General features: G+C 53.5%; 13 protein-coding genes. 6 read left to right on the top strand and 7 right to left on the bottom strand.

The features are described 5' to 3' along the window. Position 1 precedes the first annotated feature (1 nt). Together J1778_RS01390 and glpD are read left to right on the top strand one after the other, a co-directional pair. Positions 2–760 carry a DeoR/GlpR family transcriptional regulator gene (locus J1778_RS01390; protein ID WP_112291926.1) on the top strand — a complete coding sequence of 253 codons (759 nt, stop codon included), beginning with the start codon at positions 2–4 and terminating at the stop codon, positions 758–760. A gap of 277 nt (positions 761–1037) precedes the next feature. Then, the gene (gene glpD / locus J1778_RS01385) at positions 1038–2549 is read left to right on the top strand and encodes a glycerol-3-phosphate dehydrogenase (RefSeq protein ID WP_217171665.1); all 1512 of its coding nucleotides are present in this window, start codon (positions 1038–1040) and stop codon (positions 2547–2549) included. Positions 2550–2610: 61 nt separating this feature from the next. Here the strand turns inward: glpD and glgP are convergent, their stop codons facing one another. The 6 genes from glgP to asd form a co-directional block, all read right to left on the bottom strand. Further along, on the bottom strand, positions 2611–5058 hold the full coding sequence (gene glgP / locus J1778_RS01380; RefSeq protein ID WP_217171664.1) for a glycogen phosphorylase: 2448 nt from the start codon (positions 5056–5058) through the stop codon (positions 2611–2613). A gap of 38 nt (positions 5059–5096) precedes the next feature. Further along, positions 5097–6533 (bottom strand): glycogen synthase GlgA, encoded by a 1437-nt coding sequence (gene glgA, locus J1778_RS01375; RefSeq protein WP_217171663.1) that lies wholly within the window; start codon positions 6531–6533, stop codon positions 5097–5099. Positions 6534–6604: 71 nt separating this feature from the next. Beyond that, positions 6605–7882, bottom strand: a complete 1278-nt coding sequence (glgC, locus tag J1778_RS01370) for a glucose-1-phosphate adenylyltransferase (RefSeq protein ID WP_217171662.1) — start codon at positions 7880–7882, stop codon at positions 6605–6607. Positions 7883–7899: 17 nt separating this feature from the next. Next, positions 7900–9924 (bottom strand): glycogen debranching protein GlgX, encoded by a 2025-nt coding sequence (gene glgX / locus J1778_RS01365; RefSeq protein WP_217171661.1) that lies wholly within the window; start codon positions 9922–9924, stop codon positions 7900–7902. Further along, positions 9924–12107, bottom strand: a complete 2184-nt coding sequence (gene glgB, locus J1778_RS01360; RefSeq protein WP_217171660.1) for a 1,4-alpha-glucan branching protein GlgB — start codon at positions 12105–12107, stop codon at positions 9924–9926. The genes glgX and glgB overlap by 1 nt, the downstream gene beginning before the upstream one ends. A 402-nt stretch (positions 12108–12509) precedes the next feature. Further along, positions 12510–13613: an aspartate-semialdehyde dehydrogenase gene (gene asd / locus J1778_RS01355; protein WP_217171659.1), complete on the bottom strand. Its 1104-nt coding sequence runs from the start codon at positions 13611–13613 to the stop codon at positions 12510–12512. Between the two features lie 208 nt (positions 13614–13821). Here asd and J1778_RS01350 point away from each other — a divergent pair, with 208 nt between their 5' ends. The 3 genes from J1778_RS01350 to nadS all read left to right on the top strand — a co-directional run bounded on the left by J1778_RS01350 (position 13822) and on the right by nadS (position 15172). Next, a complete protein-coding gene (locus tag J1778_RS01350) occupies positions 13822–14415 on the top strand; it encodes a YhgN family NAAT transporter (protein ID WP_217171658.1) in 594 nt (197 codons plus the stop codon). 127 nt (positions 14416–14542) lie between these two features. Next, complete coding sequence (locus J1778_RS01345) at positions 14543–14866, top strand: type II toxin-antitoxin system RelE/ParE family toxin (protein WP_217171676.1); 324 nt, start codon at positions 14543–14545, stop codon at positions 14864–14866. Between the two features lie 15 nt (positions 14867–14881). After that, positions 14882–15172 carry a NadS family protein gene (gene nadS, locus J1778_RS01340; RefSeq protein WP_129637682.1) on the top strand — a complete coding sequence of 97 codons (291 nt, stop codon included), beginning with the start codon at positions 14882–14884 and terminating at the stop codon, positions 15170–15172. A gap of 57 nt (positions 15173–15229) precedes the next feature. Here nadS and gntT read toward each other — a convergent pair whose 3' ends face one another. Beyond that, on the bottom strand, positions 15230–16546 hold the full coding sequence (gene gntT, locus J1778_RS01335) for a gluconate transporter (RefSeq protein WP_112289197.1): 1317 nt from the start codon (positions 16544–16546) through the stop codon (positions 15230–15232). Positions 16547–16792: 246 nt separating this feature from the next. On the opposite strand from gntT, the gene J1778_RS01330 reads away from it, so the two are divergent. Next, a complete protein-coding gene (locus tag J1778_RS01330) occupies positions 16793–17308 on the top strand; it encodes a gluconokinase (protein WP_095923866.1) in 516 nt (171 codons plus the stop codon). The last annotated feature ends 7 nt before the right edge of the window (positions 17309–17315 follow it).

The following is a 17315-nucleotide window of genomic DNA, read 5'->3' as shown; positions in this document are numbered from 1 at the left end:
GGTGAAACAAACACAACGCCATGATGCGATTATCGATTTAGTCCGCCAGCAGGGTTATGTCAGTACCGAAGAGCTGGTGGAACATTTTGCAGTCAGCCCGCAAACTATTCGCCGTGATCTCAATGACCTGGCCGAACAGAATAAAATTCACCGTCACCACGGCGGGGCGGCATTACCGTCGAGTTCGGTGAATGCGGCGTACAACGACCGTAAAGTGATGTGGTCAGAAGCGAAAGCGCGAATTGCCGCGCGCGTTGCCAGCCAGATCCCCGACGGTTCGACCTTATTTATTGATATCGGCACCACGCCGGAAGCCGTGGCACATGCGCTGCTTAATCATAAAGACCTGCGCATCGTCACCAATAATCTGAATGTCGCCACGTTGTACAGTGCGAAAGATGACTGCCGCCTGTTCCTGGCCGGCGGCGAAGTTCGCGCCCGCGATGGCGGCATCATGGGTGAAGCGACGCTCGATTTCATCTCTCAGTTCCGCCTCGATTACGGCATTCTCGGTATCAGCGGCATTGATATGGACGGCTCCTTGCTCGAATTCGATTATCACGAAGCGCGAACCAAGCGCGCGATTATCGAAAACTCGCGATGCGTCATGCTGGTGACTGACCATTCTAAATTTGGCCGTAACGCCATGGTCAACCTCGGTAAAATGGATTTAATCCACTACATGTTTACCGACAAACAGCCGCCGGACAGCGTAAAAAGCATTATCGATAAATACGACGTTCATCTCGAACTCTGCTGATTTTTGTTGTTTTAAGGAGCGCGAATGCCGCGCTCCTGCATTCTTCTCCCTCCCCACTTCTGTTTCAAACGAACAATTTCGAATAATTCCACGCTTCACCGCGTTCGGTTTCGTTCCCTCTTTGCCGCTTTGCTCGAAACCGCCACAAAAATGTTACCTTCATCACGCATAATTGTTTTTATTTGGTTAACGCTTGGCTTGTTTGTCGATTCTCGATTACAATAATGAGCGAAAACGAACATAAAAGAGCTATTGCGAACATCTGGAGGAAGATGACGTGGAAACCAAAGACTTGATCGTAATTGGTGGCGGTATTAATGGTACCGGCATCGCAGTGGATGCAGCTGGCCGCGGGCTGTCTGTTCTGCTGCTTGAAGCGCAAGACTTGGCCTGCGCGACCTCTTCGGCCAGTTCGAAACTGATCCACGGTGGCCTGCGCTATCTGGAACATTACGAATTCCGTCTGGTTAGTGAAGCGCTGGCTGAACGTGAAGTACTGTTGAAAATGGCACCGCATATTGCTTTCCCGATGCGTTTCCGTTTACCGCATCAGCCGCATTTGCGTCCGGCCTGGATGATCCGCGCAGGTCTGTTCCTGTACGACCACCTTGGCAAACGTACCAGCCTGCCGGCCAGTAAAGGCCTGAAATTTGGCAGTGAATCCGTGCTGAAACCCGAACTGACCAAAGGTTTTGAATACTCAGACTGCTGGGTGGATGACGCGCGTTTAGTGGTCGTCAATGCTCAGGAAGTGGAAAAACGTGGCGGCGAAGTCCGTACCCACACCCGCGTCACCCGCGCATGGCGTGAAGACGGCATGTGGATGGTGGAAGCTGAAGATATCGACACCGGCAAAACCTACACCTGGCGTGCAAAAGGTCTGGTGAATGCCACCGGTCCGTGGGTAAAACACTTCTTCGACGACGGCCTGAAACTGAAATCGCCATACGGTATTCGTCTGATCAAAGGCAGTCATATTGTGGTGCCCCGTGCGCACAATCAGCCGCAGGCCTACATTCTGCAAAACGAAGATCACCGAATTGTGTTTGTGATCCCGTGGATGGATGAATTTTCGATTATCGGCACCACCGACGTGGAATATCACGGCGATCCGAAAGACGTGAAAATCGATGACAAAGAAGTCGGTTATCTGCTGAAAGTGTATAACGACCACTTTAAGAAACAGCTGACCACCGAAGACATCGTCTGGACTTATTCCGGTGTGCGTCCGCTGTGCGATGACGAATCTGATTCACCACAGGCCGTCACCCGCGATTACACCCTCGACGTTCACGATCAGGATGGCAAAGCACCGCTGCTTTCGGTATTTGGCGGCAAGCTGACTACCTACCGTAAACTGGCGGAACACGCGCTGGAAAAACTGGTGAAGTACTATCCGAAAGCCGGTCCGGCGTGGACCAAAACGGCCGTATTGCCGGGCGGAAAACTGAATGGCGACCGTGATACCTACAGCGCCAATCTGCGTACCCGTTTTAAATGGTTACCGGAATCGCTGGCACGCCGTTATGCACGGACTTACGGCAGCCAGACGGAGCTGTTCCTGAATGACGCGACCAGCCTGGAATCGTTGGGCGAAGATTTCGGTCACGGATTCTACGAAGCGGAACTGCGTTATCTGGTGCAAAAAGAGTGGGTTTCACAGCTTGATGATGCTATCTGGCGTCGTACCAAACTCGGTATGTGGCTGGATAAAGCCCAGCAACAACGCGTCGCCGAATGGCTGGAAACACACAAACAGCAGAAGAAACATTTGTCGCTGGCGTCGTGATTTAGTTAGCTCCTCCCCCTGCGAAGGGGGAGGAGCTGAAAGTCCCACCTTTATTCCCGCTCTACAACTTCACCGGCTTTATATTCCATATCTCATCGGCGTATTCCTGAATGGTACGATCCGAGGAGAAATAGCCCATGTTGGCGATGTTATGCAACGTGCGGCGCGTCCACTCTTCCGGCAGTTTATACAGCTCATCGACTTTATCCTGCGTATCGACATAACTGCGGTAATCCGCCAGCACCTGATAATGATCGCCGAGATTGACCAGCGTATCGAACAGGTTGGTGTAGCGCTTCGGTTCAGTAGGACTGAAGACACCCGTCGCGATTTGCGTCAGTACCTGATGCAGTTCGGCGTCCTGCTCGAAGTAGGTATGCGGGTTGTAACCTTTCTGGCGCAATGCCTCGACTTGCGGCGTGGTGTTGCCAAAGATAAAGATATTGTCCTCGCCCACATGTTCGAGCATTTCGACGTTGGCCCCGTCAAGCGTACCGATAGTCAGCGCGCCGTTCAGGGCAAATTTCATATTACTGGTACCGGACGCTTCAGTGCCTGCCAGCGAGATCTGCTCGGAAAGATCGGCCGCCGGGATGATCAGCTGCGCCAGACTGACGCTGTAATTCGGAATGAAGACGATCTTCAGTTTATTGCCGATACGCGGATCACTGTTGATCACCGTCGCCACGTCGTTGATCAACCGGATAATTTGCTTGGCGGCGTAATATGCCGATGCCGCTTTACCGGCGAAAATTACCGTGCGCGGTACCCACTCAGCGTCCGGTTCTTCCAGAATACGGTTATAACGGGTGATAACGTGCAGCACGTTCATCAGCTGACGTTTGTATTCGTGGATGCGTTTAATCTGCACGTCGAACAGGCTTTTCGGATCCACCACAATGTTCAGCTTCTGGGCGATATACAGCGCCAGCCGCTTTTTATTGTCCAGCTTGGCTTTGCGGATCGCCTGCAGGAAACTCAGATAATCCAGATTCTGTTTCAGTTCTGCCAGCTGACTGAGATCCGAACGCCAGGTCTGGCCGATGGCATCATCAATTACCGCCGACAGCGGTTTGTTGGCCAGTGCCAGCCAGCGGCGCGGCGTCACACCATTGGTTTTATTGCAGAAACGGTCCGGGTAAATGTGCGCAAAGTCAGCAAACAGCGACTGCACCATCAGCTCGGAATGCAGCTCGGACACGCCGTTGACTTTGTGGCTGGCGATGACCGCAAGCCACGCCATCCGCACTTTGCGGCCATTCCCTTCATCGATAATCGAAACACGCGACAGCAGACCGTTATCGTCAGGGATCTTCTCAGCCACTTCTTTGAGGAAGTGATCGTTAATCTGAAAAATAATCTCCAGATGACGCGGCAGGATCTTGCCGATCATGTCTACCGGCCAGGTTTCCAGCGCTTCGCTCATCAGCGTGTGGTTGGTGTAAGAGAACACACGACACACCGTCTCCCACGCGTCTTTCCATTCAAATTTATGCTCGTCGATAAGAAGACGCATCAGCTCAGGGATCGACAGCACCGGATGCGTGTCGTTGAGGTGAATAGCAATTTTATCGGCCAGATTGTCGTAAGTATGGTGCGTGGTGTAATGGCGGTTAAGGATGTCCTGCACGGTCGCCGAGACCAGGAAATATTCCTGACGTAGCCGCAACTCGCGCCCGGAATAAGTCGAGTCATCGGGATACAGAACGCGCGATACGTTTTCGGAATGGTTTTTATCTTCCACCGCCGCAAAGTAGTCGCCCTGATTAAATTTACCCAGATTGATTTCGTTACTGGCCTGCGCGCCCCACAACCGCAGGGTATTGGTGGCGTCAGTGTCGTAGCCCGGAATAACCTGATCGTAAGCGCAGGCGATGACTTCTTCGGTTTCCAGCCAGCGGGTTTTGACACCCTCGTGCTGCACACGTCCACCGAAACGCACTTTATAACGGGTGTTGTAGCGCTGGAATTCCCACGGATTACCGTATTCGAGCCAGTAATCCGGCGCTTCTTTTTGCTCACCGTTGATAATACTTTGCGCGAACATGCCGTATTCATAGCGGATACCGTAACCGCGCCCCGGCAGCGCCAGCGTGGCCAGGGAATCAAGAAAACATGCGGCCAGCCGTCCGAGGCCGCCATTGCCTAAACCGGGGTCATTTTCTTCGCCGATCAGTTCTTCAAGATCAAAGCCCATTTCATCGAGCGCGCTTTTCAGATCGTCGTAAATCCCCATCGCCAGCAATGCATTGGAAAGTGTGCGTCCAATCAGAAACTCCATCGACAGGTAATAAACCTGCCGTACGTCCTGTGAAGTTTGCGCGCGGTTAGAACGCAGCCATCGTTCTACCATACGGTCGCGAACCGCAAACAGCGTGGCGTTCAGCCAGTCATGTTGGGTCGCAATGGACGGATCTTTGCCGATGATAAACATCAGTTTATAAGCAATCGAATGCTTTAGCGCTTCGACACTGACTGTCGGTGAGTTGTAATTAAACGGTGAAGTCATAACGTTACATTCCCGATCAAGTTAGCTGCGTTCAGGGGTCAGGACATCAGGCGGTTATACAGGGTGATATATTCCTGTGCAGCCACCTTCCAGCCAAAATCAATACCCATGGCGTGTTGTTGTACGTGTCGCCAGTGCTTAGGACGGCTCCACAAAACAAATGCGCGGCGGATCGCATTTCCGAGCGATTTCCCCGTTGCTTCTTCAAAGACAAAACCACTGGCAGTTCCGTCGGCCAGATTTTCCAGCGCACAATCGACTACCGTGTCGGCCAGCCCGCCGGTACGACGTACCAGCGGCAAGGTGCCGTATTTCAGTCCGTAAAGTTGGGTTAATCCGCACGGCTCGAAACGGCTCGGCACCATGATGACGTCCGCTCCGCCGATGATGCGGTGGGAAAACGCTTCGTGATAACCGAGCTGCACGCCGACCTGCCCCGGATTGTCCGCCGCTGCCGCCAGGAATGCCTGTTGCAGCACCGCATCCCCTGCGCCTAACAGCGCCAGCTGACCGCCACGTTCGAGTAAATCGGGTAACGCTTCGAGCACCAGATCCAGCCCTTTCTGGCTGGTCAGGCGGCTGACGACTGCAAAGACCAGACGCGAATCATCCACATCCAGTCCCATCGCCCGTTGCAGATAAGCTTTGTTGACCGCTTTGGAGCGTAAATCATCGGCGTCGTAACGCGCCGACAGCAGCACGTCATCGCGCGGCTGCCAGATGGCTTCATCGACGCCGTTAAGAATACCGGTCAGCCGCCCCTGCATTTCACGCTCCAGCAACAGCGATTCCATGCCGTAACCAAATTCCGGACGGGTGATTTCTTTGGCGTACGTCGGGCTGACGGTGGTCACGTGATCGGAATAAAACAGACCGGCTTTCAGGAAAGAAATCTGGCCATAGAATTCCAGTCCGTGCATCTGGAAGAATTCACGCGGGATATAAAGCTCATCGAGATGATGCGCGAAGAACAGCCCCTGAAACGCCAGATTATGTACCGTAAACACGGTACGTACCGGCGCGTTGCGGGCACGGATATACGCAGAACATAAACCGGCGTGCCAGTCGTGAGAATGAACGATATCCGGCTTCCAGTGCGGGTCAAAATTCAGCGCCAGCTCGCAGGCCATCCAGCTCAGCAGCGCAAAGCGCAGATGGTTATCCGGGTAGGCAAAAGACGATTGATCGTGATACGGACTGCCGGGGCGATCGTACAAACCGGGTACATCAATCACATAAATACCCACGCCATCAAAGTAACCCAATGAAAGGGTGACATGCCCGGCAAAGGTCGCCAGCGTGCCGATGACCTGCGTTTCTCCCAGTCCTTTTTTGACATCAGGAAAACCTGGAATGAGCACGCGGACATCCGCGCCCTCCGCAATCTGAGCGGCGGGCAGTGCACCGGCGACGTCAGCAAGGCCGCCCGTTTTTAACAGCGGAAACAGCTCGGAACAAACATGTAAAACCTGCATTCGCGCTCCTGATTATCCCGGTCATCCCGGCAATACCGGGATGACGAAAAGTCGTGCTTTCTAATGTCTGTTTATAATTTCGCCAGCATAGCGCGTGTTACCAGCACCACGCCCCCTTCGGAGCGATAGAACCGGCGGCTGTCTTCATCCGCGTTCTCGCCAATCACCATGCCTTCGGGGATCTGACAGGCGCGGTCGATGACGCATTTACGCAAGCGGCATGAACGCCCCACGTTCACATCCGGCAAAATAATCGTCGAATCAATGTTGCAGAAAGAGTTAACGCGTACCCGCGGGAACAGCACGGAATGCACCACCACAGAACCGGAGACAATCACGCCGCCAGCCACCAGTGAGTTCATGGTCATGCCGTGGCTGCCCGAGCGATCCTGCACAAATTTGGCCGGTGGCAATGGCTCCATATGCGTGCGGATCGGCCAGTCGCGGTCGTACATATCCAGCTCCGGCGTGACGGACGCCAGATCCAGATTGGCGCGCCAGTAGGCGTCGAGCGTGCCGACATCACGCCAGTACGGCGGCGCGTCATCGTTTTGCGTTACGCAGGAAAGTCCGAACGGATGCGCGCGGGCAACGCCCTGACGGGTCAGTTTCGGGATCAGGTCTTTGCCGAAATCATGGCTGGATTCCTCGCTTGCCATGTCTTCTTCGAGCATACGAAACAGATAGTCCGCATTAAAAATGTAGATGCCCATGCTCGCCAGCGCCATATCGGGGTTACCGGGCATCGCTGGCGGGTCTTTCGGTTTCTCGACAAAACTGGTGATGTGATAATCCTCAGTGACGCCGATAACACCAAACTCGCTGGCCTCGGCACGCGGCACTTCCAGGCAGGCGACAGTACATTCACCGCCTTTCTGTACGTGGTCGATCAGCATCCGCGAGTAGTCCATTTTGTAGATATGATCGCCCGCCAGAATCACCACAAATTCGGCGTTATAGCGGCGGATAATATCCAGATTCTGATACACCGCATCGGCGGTGCCTTTGTACCAGTGCTCGGTGCTGTGGCGTTGCTGCGCGGGCAGTAAATCCACGAACTCGTTCATTTCTTCATTGAAGAAAGACCATCCGCGCTGAATATGCTGAACCAGCGTGTGCGACTGATATTGCGTAATGACACCGATGCGGCGAATCCCCGAGTTGAGGCAGTTCGACAGGGCAAAATCAATGATGCGGAATTTCCCGCCGAAGTGGACGGCGGGTTTTGCCCGGGTTGAGGTCAAATCTTTCAGTCTTGAACCACGTCCCCCGGCAAGAATTAACGCCACGGATTTCAGCGGCAACTGTCGTGCCAGCATGACCGGGTCCCGGTTGTCTAATGTCGCCATATCTGACTCCTTTGTTTTTATAATGACCGGCTCTGTGGGGTGAAATCTTGTAGGACACAGAGGGTTTTTGCTGCTGCCCGCCATTGCGAGCCTTCCATGACACGCCGGGGTTCCTCATCAAAAAGCACGCTGTTGAACGGTGCAACCGGCTGCCAGTTTCCCGGCGGCAGTTGCAAATCCACGTCGTGCAACGAAGCATTGACGATAAGCAACCAGCGCTGAGACAGACAGATTTGCAGCCATTGCTGCGGCCCCTGTTCCCAGTCGCCGGGGCTCATCGGTTGCCCCTGTTGATTCAGCCATTGCACGTCTTCGCTGCCTTCCTGCCACCAGCGGTTTTGCGTCAGTGCCGGAATTTTCCGGCGCAACGCAATCAGCGCAGCGGTGTAGGCCGTCAGGCTTTCATCGGCATTTTCCCAGTCGAGCCAGGTCAGCGGATTGTCCTGACAATAGGCGTTGTTGTTGCCAGACTGGCTGTTACCGAGTTCATCACCGGCCAGCAACATCGGCGTGCCCTGTGACAGAAACAGCGTTGCCAGCAAAGCACGCTGACTGAGACGGCGCTGTTGCAGAACGTGTGCAGACGCCTCCAGCCCTTCTTCGCCGTGGTTTTGGCTGAAATTTTCATTGTGGCCATCGCGATTTTCTTCGCCGTTAGCCTGGTTGTGTTTCTGGTTAAAACTCACAAGATCGCGCAGCGTGAAACCGTCGTGTGCCGTCAGCATATTTACGCTGGCGCAGGGTTCACGTTGTGCGGGATTGAATTTGTCGGCAGAAGCCGCGAAACGTCCGGCAAACTGTCCAAGAGAAAGATCGCCGTGCAGCCAGAACTGACGCATATCGTCGCGCCAGATATCGCTCCATTCAGCAAACGGGGGCGGGAAATTGCCGAGCTGATAGCCACCGGTACCGATATCCCAGGGTTCTGCGATCAGTTTGACCTGCGAGAGAGTCGCATCCTGCTTAATGGCGCTGAACAGCGGCGATTGCGCACTGAACTCCGGCGTTCTGCCGAGAACGGTGGCTAAATCAAAACGGAAGCCATCGACGTGACATTCGCGTACCCAGTAATTCAGGCAGTCAATTGTCCAGGCGATGACTTCATCGTCAATCAGACGCAGCGTGTTGCCGCAGCCGGTCATGTTGTTGTCGGAACCGTCTTCGTTGAGCCAGTAATAACTGGCATTGTCGATGCCGCGAAACGAGATAAACGGTCCGTCAATATCCAGTTCAGCGCTGTGGTTGAACACCACGTCAAGTATCACTTCGATACCGGCCTGATGCAGCGCTTTAACCGCCGATTTAAACTCATTCAGCGCTGACACACCGCCCAGTCCGCTGCCATAACGCGGGTCCACCGCGCACGGTGCCAGCACGTTGTAGCCCCAGTAATTGTTCAGCCCCAGTTTTTGCAAACGCGGCTCATCGGCATGGTGTTGCACCGGCAACAGTTCTATCGCCGTCACGCCCAGATGCTGTAAATATTCGAGCATGACCGGATGCGCCAGTCCGGCATAGGTGCCGCGAACCGCCGCCGGAATACGTGGGTGCTGACGGGTCAGACCGCGTACATGCGCCTCGTAAATCACCGTTTCGCCCCAGGGTATTGCGGGCGGTTTATCATCGCCCCAGTCGAAATTCCCGGCGACGACGACAGATTTTGGCGCAACCACGGCGCTGTCTTTATCGTCCGGCGCGTCAGTGCCACCGGTAAAGCGCGCGTTGTCGTGCAGGACGCCGTCAATCGCCCGCGCACTCGGGTCAATCAGCACTTTTTTCGGGTTAAAGCGATGGCCATTTTTCGGGTCGAACGGCCCGTAAACGCGGTAACCATAGCGTTGTCCGGCTTTGGCGTCGGGCAGAAAACCGTGCCAGAGATTACCGGTACGCCCCGGTAAAGGCAGATGCTGCTCGCTGCCGGTCTCATCAAACAGACATAACTCCACTTTTTCCGCATGTGCGGAGTACAGGCAAAAATTGACGCCGTTATCTCTGAGATGCGCACCAAAAGGTGCAGGCTGACCGGACGCGAGCTGTTTCATTACGCCTCCCTTCGCAAATAAACCGTCGCCAGCGGCGGGATCGTTACGCTTATCGAATGTTCACGCTGATGATGACCGGTGTTTTCACTGTAAACGTCGCCGCCGTTGCCGACATTGCTGCCACGGTAGAAATGCGAATCGGTGTTAAGAATTTCGCGGTAACGGCCTGGGCGGCCAATCCCGATACGGTAGTGCTCGCGTGGTACCGGCGTGAAGTTGCTGATAACGATGATTTCACCACCGTTTTCGTCGCGACGTGCAAAGGCGAAAATAGAGTTTTCATGGTCATCGACTACCAGCCATTCGAAGCCGCGCGGGTTATAATCCAGTTCATAAAGCGGCGCGTTGGCCTGATAGGTCAGGTTCAGGTCGCGCACCAGATGCTGCACACCGCTGTGCCAGCCGCTTGGATCGTCAAGCAGATGCCAGTCGAGGCTGGCGTCGAAATTCCACTCGCGCCCCTGCGCAAATTCGCCCCCCATAAACAGCAGTTTTTTGCCCGGATGCGCCCACATAAAGCCGTAATAGGCGCGCAGGTTGGCAAACTTCTGCCAGACATCGCCGGGCATTTTATCCAGCAGGGATTTTTTACCGTGCACCACTTCATCGTGCGAAAGCGGCAGCATGAAGTTCTCGCTATAGGCGTAAAGCACGCCGAACGTCATGAGATTGTGGTGGTATTTGCGGTGAACCGGATCCAGCTGCATATAAGCCAGAGAATCGTGCATCCAGCCCAAATTCCATTTGTAATGGAAGCCCAGTCCGTTGGCATCCGGCGGCATGGTGACGCCCGGATAATCAGTCGATTCTTCGGCCAGCGTCACCGCGCCGCCGAGTTCCTTGCCAATCGTATGGTTGGTGTATTTCAGGAAGGAAATCGCCTCGAGGTTTTCACGGCCGCCGTAATAGTTGGGGATCCACTCGCCGGCTTTACGGCTGTAATCGCGGTAAATCATCGATGCCACGGCATCAACGCGCAGACCGTCAATACCAAAGCGCTCAATCCAGTAAAAACCATTTCCGGCCAGATAGTTACGCACTTCATGGCGGCCATAGTTATAAATCAGCGTGTTCCAGTCCTGATGATAACCTTCGCGCGGATCGGCATATTCATACAGCGCGGTGCCATCGAACTGCGCCAGCCCGTAGGTATCGCTCGGAAAATGCCCCGGCACCCAGTCGAGGATCACATTCAGACCGGCATTGTGCGCGGCATCGACAAAGGCTTTGAACTCCATCGGCGTGCCGAAACGACGTGTCGGCGCGTACATGCCCAGCGGCTGATAACCCCAGCTGCCATCAAACGGATGCTCGTTGACCGGCATCAGTTCGATATGTGTAAAACCCATCCATTTAGCGTAGGAAACTAACTGCTCGGCCAGTTCGCCGTAGCTGAGCCAGAAATTGTCATCGGTATGACGACGCCAGGAACCAAGATGCACTTCATAAACAGAAATGGGCTGATTCAGCGCATTCGCTTTCTTTCTGCTTTCTGAATGCGGCACAACATCCGGTAATTTACGCACGCACGAGGCGGTGTCCGGACGCATTTGCGCCTCAAAGGCATAAGGATCGGCACGCAGGCTGACATTGCCGCGGCAGTCGATAATTTCGAATTTATACAGCTGCCCTTCGCGGACGGCAGGAATGAATAATTCCCAGATGCCGTTTTCACGGCGCTGACGCATCGGGTGACGGCGGCCATCCCAGAAATTGAATTCACCGACCACGGAAACCCGCGTGGCGTTCGGTGCCCAGACCGCGAAACTCACGCCTTCGACATTGTCGAGCGTTTGCAGATGCGCACCGAGTTTTTCATATGGCCGCAGATGCGTGCCTTCTGCCAGCAGCCAGATATCAAGCTCCTGCAACAACGTGCCGAACCGGTACGGGTCGTCAATCACATGGCGATCCTCGCCCCAGCGGACTTCCAGCTTGTAACGGAACGCATTTTTACGACGTGGGATCAGGCCGACGAAGAAACCGCGATCGTCATAACGTCGCAGCTCTGCCACCTGCTTGCCTTTTTCTACATCAATAACCCAGACCTGATCGGCATCCGGCAACAGGGCACGTACTTCCAGCCCGGCAGCGACAGAATGCATTCCCAAAAGAGAAAAAGGATCAGCGTAGTGGCCAGAGATAATTTGATTAATGACGTGCTGATCGGGAAGTACAGACATGCATTTCGTCCTATGATTAATTAAATCAATAAATCCAATAAAATCATTCAGGTATTCAATACGACGCGTAAGTTAATTGTGCTCCCCTTTTTATCGTTGCATTGTGATCTGGCGATACTTCAGTTTTGCCAAAAAATGCGCCAGTGCGCCTCTGTTCACAATTTCCAAATAAGTCTCTACTTCGGCTTCTCAAAGAGGCTGAGCTCTTCTACTAAGCATAGACAAAGGTTCGATAAATCAGGGTGAAGAAACTGATGAATTTTTTGCAGAATGAAATACAGAGAGTTGCGCTGGAAAAATACGGATAAACAGTGAAGTGATTGAAGACAGACATAAAAACGGGACACCGTGCTGGTGTCCCGCAGGAGAAATCGTTACAAAGAAAACAGGGCAGTTTTCAATTTATAAAAGGATGCGCAGCATACGGCGTAATGGCTCCGCCGCGCCCCACAACAACTGGTCACCGACGGTGAACGCAGACAGATATTGCGGGCCCATATTCAGTTTACGCAGACGGCCAACCGGCGTATTCATGGTGCCGGTTACCGCAGCTGGCGTCAGCTCACGCATCGACAGCTCACGGTCATTCGGGATGACGCGAACCCAGTCATTGTGCGATGCCAGCATCTGTTCGATTTCAGGAATCGACACGTCTTTTTTCAGCTTCAGCGTGAATGCCTGGCTATGGCAGCGCAGCGCGCCTATACGGACACACAGGCCATCCACCGGAATAATGCTGGAAGTGCCGAGAATTTTGTTGGTTTCTGCCTGACCTTTCCACTCTTCTTTGGTCTGGCCGTTATCGAGCTGTTTGTCGATCCACGGGATCAGGCCGCCTGCCAGCGGAACACCGAAGTTATCGGTTGGCAATGTGCCGCTGCGGGTCAGCGCAGTGACTTTACGTTCGATATCCAGAATGGCCGATGCCGGGTTTTCCAGCTCTTTCGCCACGCTGCTATGCAGCATACCCATCTGGGTCAGCAGTTCACGCATGTGACGCGCACCGCCGCCGGACGCCGCCTGATAGGTGGCGACAGACGCCCATTCGATCAGGTCATTGGCGAACAGGCCGCCAAGCGACATCAGCATCAGGCTGACGGTACAGTTACCGCCCACAAAGGTTTTGATGCCTTTGTCTATGCCCTGATGAATCACGGCGCTGTTGACCGGGTCGAGGATGATTATCGCGTCATCTTCCATTCTCAGAGAGGAAGCTGCGTCAATCCAGTAGCCGGACCAACCGATTTCACGCAGCTTAGGATAGATTTCATTGGTATAATCGCCGCCCTGACAGGTGATGATAATGTCCAGTGCACTCAGTGCGTCCAGATCATAGGCATCCTGCAAGGTACCAGACTGACCCGTGAAAGAAGGCGCGGCCTGACCGTGCTGAGAGGTGGAGAAGAATACCGGACGGATAGCGTCGAAATCGCGTTCTTCAATCATGCGTTGCATGAGTACAGAACCGACCATTCCACGCCAGCCAACGAAACCTACATTTTTCATAATATCTGTCCTGCCCTGAGGGTGATAACTGCTTAAAACAGCCTGAACGCGCGTTTGCACTGAGTGAGTGCTTGTTTTGCTGCACTGTGCCCCGTTAATGTGCGGGTCTACCACCTTACAAAATGTATTAGAAGTGGCAAGTGAATTTAATCAATAGTGCGGCTTTTAATAGCAGCGCAACTTATAACAGGCTTTTTCTGAGGTAGTCATGACCGAAATGATTTCAGCAACCATTTTGCTGTTTTTAATTATGGATCCGCTCGGCAACTTACCGATTTTTATGTCGGTGTTAAAACATCTCGACCCGAAACGTCGGCGGGTGGTGCTGATCCGCGAAATGCTGATCGCACTGATCCTGATGCTGATTTTCCTGTTCGCCGGTGAAAAAATCCTGTCGTTCCTGAATCTGCGCACAGAAACCGTGTCGATTTCCGGCGGTATCATTCTGTTCCTGATTGCCATCAAAATGATTTTCCCGTCGGAAGAAAAAAGCAGCAGCGGCCTGCCTGCCGGTGAAGAACCCTTCCTCGTGCCGATGGCGATCCCGCTGGTTGCCGGTCCGTCGATTCTCGCCACGCTGATGCTACTTTCGCATCAGTACCCGAATCAGATGAGCCACCTGACACTGGCGCTGTTTATTGCCTGGGGCATGTCAATGGCCATCCTGTTGCTGTCGAACGTGTTCCTGCGCCTGCTCGGCGACAAAGGCGTCAGCGCCCTCGAACGCCTGATGGGTCTGATTCTGGTCATGCTCTCAACGCAGATGTTCCTCGATGGGATCAGGGCGTATTTGAAGATTTAGCGACAGAATAAACGAAAAAGGCGAGCCATGCGGCTCGCCTTTTTGGTTTCTGACGAGAAAAACCTCGCGTTGAACTCTTACCCTGTGAGAGTATTATCCTGCCATCTTGAGTCATGGAATGAGTCATATGGAATATCTGGAGTTTATCGAAACCCCGACTTTTAGCCGCAAATGCAAAGAGCTGCTGACTGAGGAGGAATATCGCCAGTTTCAGGAATACCTCACGCATTATCCCGATGGAGGGGCTTTGATCGTCGGGACGGGCGGTTGCAGAAAAGTCCGCTGGGGTAACCAGCGTCGGGGGAAAAGTGCAGGTGTGCGGGCGATTTATTATTACCTGTGCGCTGATGGTCAGATTTACATGCTGCTGGTTTATCCCAAGAGTGAGAAAGATTCTCTGACGGAAAGCGAAAAATCGATTTTGAAAAACATTGTACGAAGTCTGTCGTGACACAGGAGATAGACCATGACGAAAGAATTCTTTGAAGAATTGCGACAATCCGCTGAAGAAATGGTCGCGATCCGTAAAGGTGAGATGGCACCTGCGCATATCACGCGTATTTCCATGCCTGAAGTAAAACAAATTCGCACAAAAGCAGGTGTTAAACAGGATGAGTTCGCCCGGCTGCTTGGTGTTTCTCCCTCGCTGGTGCAGGCATGGGAACAACAAAAGCGTTTGCCAAATGGCGCAGCATTGAAGCTGTTGAAAATGCTGGAACTGAATCCGCAAATTATCCAGACGCTTAAAACAATTTAAAATGATGTAAAAAAGTCGAGCCACGCGGCTCGCCTTTTTTATGCTAACAACTGGCCGTCAGACGACCATCGACAGCAACAGGCATCCGCCCAGGCCGCACAGGGAAATGATGGTTTCCAGCACTGACCAGGATTTAAAGGTTTCGACGATGCTCAGGTTGAAGTACTCCTTGAACAACCAGAAACCCGGATCGTTGACGTGTGAGAAAATCACGCTGCCGGAACCGACGGCGATCACCATCAGCTCAGGGCTGACGCCGGTGGTCGCGATCAGTGGCGCAGCAATGCCGCCCGCAGTAATCGCGGCAACGGTGGCAGAACCCAGTGCGATACGCAGCACTGCAGCAATTGACCACGCCAGCAGGATTGGCGACAGATTACTGCCGTGCATCAGGGCGGCGATGTATTTTTCAATACCGCTGTCTACCAGTACCTGTTTGAACGCACCGCCACCGCCGATGATTAACAACATCATGGCGATGATTTTGATGGAATCGCTGACGGTTGCCATGACTTCATCCATCTTACGACCACGGTTCAGGCCGAAAGTGAAGATAGCGATGAGTACCGCAATCAGCGTTGCCATTACCGGGTCGCCGAAGAACTCAGCATAAGCCAGTACCGGATGGCCTTTCGGCAGGATCATTTCGCAGACCGCACGGAATGCCATCAGAATGACCGGCACCAGTGACGTCGCGACGCTGACGCCAAAGCCAGGCATCTCTTCTTCCGTGAAGGTTTTCGGGTTAAACAGACCTTCCGGCACCGGTTTGTCGATCCCTTTCAGGAAACGTGCATAGACCGGACCCGCCAGAATGACCGTCGGTACCGCCAGCAGTGAACCATACAGCAGAGTTTTACCCATATCTGCATGGAAAATCGTGGCAATCGCCGTCGGGCCAGGGTGCGGAGGCAGGAAACCGTGCGTCACGGATAACGCAGCCGCCATCGGCACGCCGACGTACAGCAGTGGCAGACGCGCCGCCGCCGCCACGGTAAACACCAGCGGCAACATCAGCACGAAGCCCACTTCATAGAACAGCGCAAAACCGACGATGAAACCGGTCAGCACAATCGCCCACTGAATGTGTTCACGGCCAAACTTTTCGATAAGCGTGGTCGCGATGCGCTGCGCGCCGCCGCAATCCGCCAGCATTTTACCGAGCATGGCACCGAAGCCCATGATCAGCGCCAGACTGCCGAGCGTGCCGCCTACCCCGTTTTTAATCGACGTGATGACTTTGTCGACCGGCATCCCCTGCATGATACCCACCGCCAGCGCGACCAGGATCAGTGCAATGAAACCATTAAGCTTGAATCGGATCATAAGTAACAACAGCAGTGCGACGCCCACCGCTACAATAACTAATGGCATATTCTTTCCCCTCATGCTGTCACTGCGGTAGGTCTAAAACCGGGTGACGCATTGTTTTTAATTTTCAACATGTTGTAGGAATTAACAGTGCAACGGGTACAGACCGCGACCGCTAAAACAGCAGTGCATTCCTTTGTGATATTAGTCACATCTCCATTTGTTACCGGTATCATGATACCGGTAACATGCTAATATTAGGACTCACTACGCAGTCAAAATGTTCATTTTGGGATAGAGATCATACTTATGGCAGGACAAAGCATCATTCTGATGGGCGTGTCAGGCAGCGGTAAATCCACCGTCGGCGCGGCACTGGCCCGTGAAATTAACGCAAAATTTATCGACGGCGATGATCTTCATCCCCGCGCCAATATTCAGAAAATGGCCAGCGGTACGCCACTCAACGACGACGACCGTGCGCCGTGGTTATTGCGCCTGAACGACGCGGCTTACAGCCTGCGCCATAAAAATGAAACCGGCATTATTGTCTGTTCCGCGCTGAAACGCCGCTACCGCGACGCGCTGCGTAAAGACAACGAAGGCATGGTGTTCATCTACATGAAAGGCAGTTTTGACGTGATTGCCGAGCGCCTGAAAGCACGCGCCGGTCACTTTATGCCGACCGATTTACTGCGCAGCCAGTTCGATGCCCTCGAAGAACCGGGTGAAGATGAGCCGGATGTGTTGCGCGTGAATATCGATCACAAGTTTGAAGGTGTGGTGGATCGTTGTATTGCAGCACTGAAGACAGTACAGAAGTAAGACTTTA

Source organism: Rahnella bonaserana, from assembly GCF_019049675.1.
Classification (GTDB): Bacteria; Pseudomonadota; Gammaproteobacteria; order Enterobacterales; family Enterobacteriaceae; genus Rahnella; species Rahnella bonaserana.
Note: the sequence above shows the minus strand (reverse complement) of the source record. Positions and strands in the feature narration are given on the sequence as shown.

Excerpts from the sequence above, each read along its gene's own strand:
- glgP (WP_217171664.1), bottom strand. The coding sequence starts at position 5,058 with ATGACTTCACCGTTTAATTACAACTCACCGACAGTCAGTGTCGAAGCG.
- glgA (WP_217171663.1), bottom strand. The coding sequence starts at position 6,533 with ATGCAGGTTTTACATGTTTGTTCCGAGCTGTTTCCGCTGTTAAAAACG.
- glgC (WP_217171662.1), bottom strand. The coding sequence starts at position 7,882 with ATGGCGACATTAGACAACCGGGACCCGGTCATGCTGGCACGACAGTTG.
- glgX (WP_217171661.1), bottom strand. The coding sequence starts at position 9,924 with ATGAAACAGCTCGCGTCCGGTCAGCCTGCACCTTTTGGTGCGCATCTC.
- glgB (WP_217171660.1), bottom strand. The coding sequence starts at position 12,107 with ATGTCTGTACTTCCCGATCAGCACGTCATTAATCAAATTATCTCTGGC.
- asd (WP_217171659.1), bottom strand. The coding sequence starts at position 13,613 with ATGAAAAATGTAGGTTTCGTTGGCTGGCGTGGAATGGTCGGTTCTGTA.
- J1778_RS01350 (WP_217171658.1), top strand. The coding sequence starts at position 13,822 with ATGACCGAAATGATTTCAGCAACCATTTTGCTGTTTTTAATTATGGAT.
- J1778_RS01345 (WP_217171676.1), top strand. The coding sequence starts at position 14,543 with ATGGAATATCTGGAGTTTATCGAAACCCCGACTTTTAGCCGCAAATGC.
- nadS (WP_129637682.1), top strand. The coding sequence starts at position 14,882 with ATGACGAAAGAATTCTTTGAAGAATTGCGACAATCCGCTGAAGAAATG.
- gntT (WP_112289197.1), bottom strand. The coding sequence starts at position 16,546 with ATGCCATTAGTTATTGTAGCGGTGGGCGTCGCACTGCTGTTGTTACTT.
- J1778_RS01330 (WP_095923866.1), top strand. The coding sequence starts at position 16,793 with ATGGCAGGACAAAGCATCATTCTGATGGGCGTGTCAGGCAGCGGTAAA.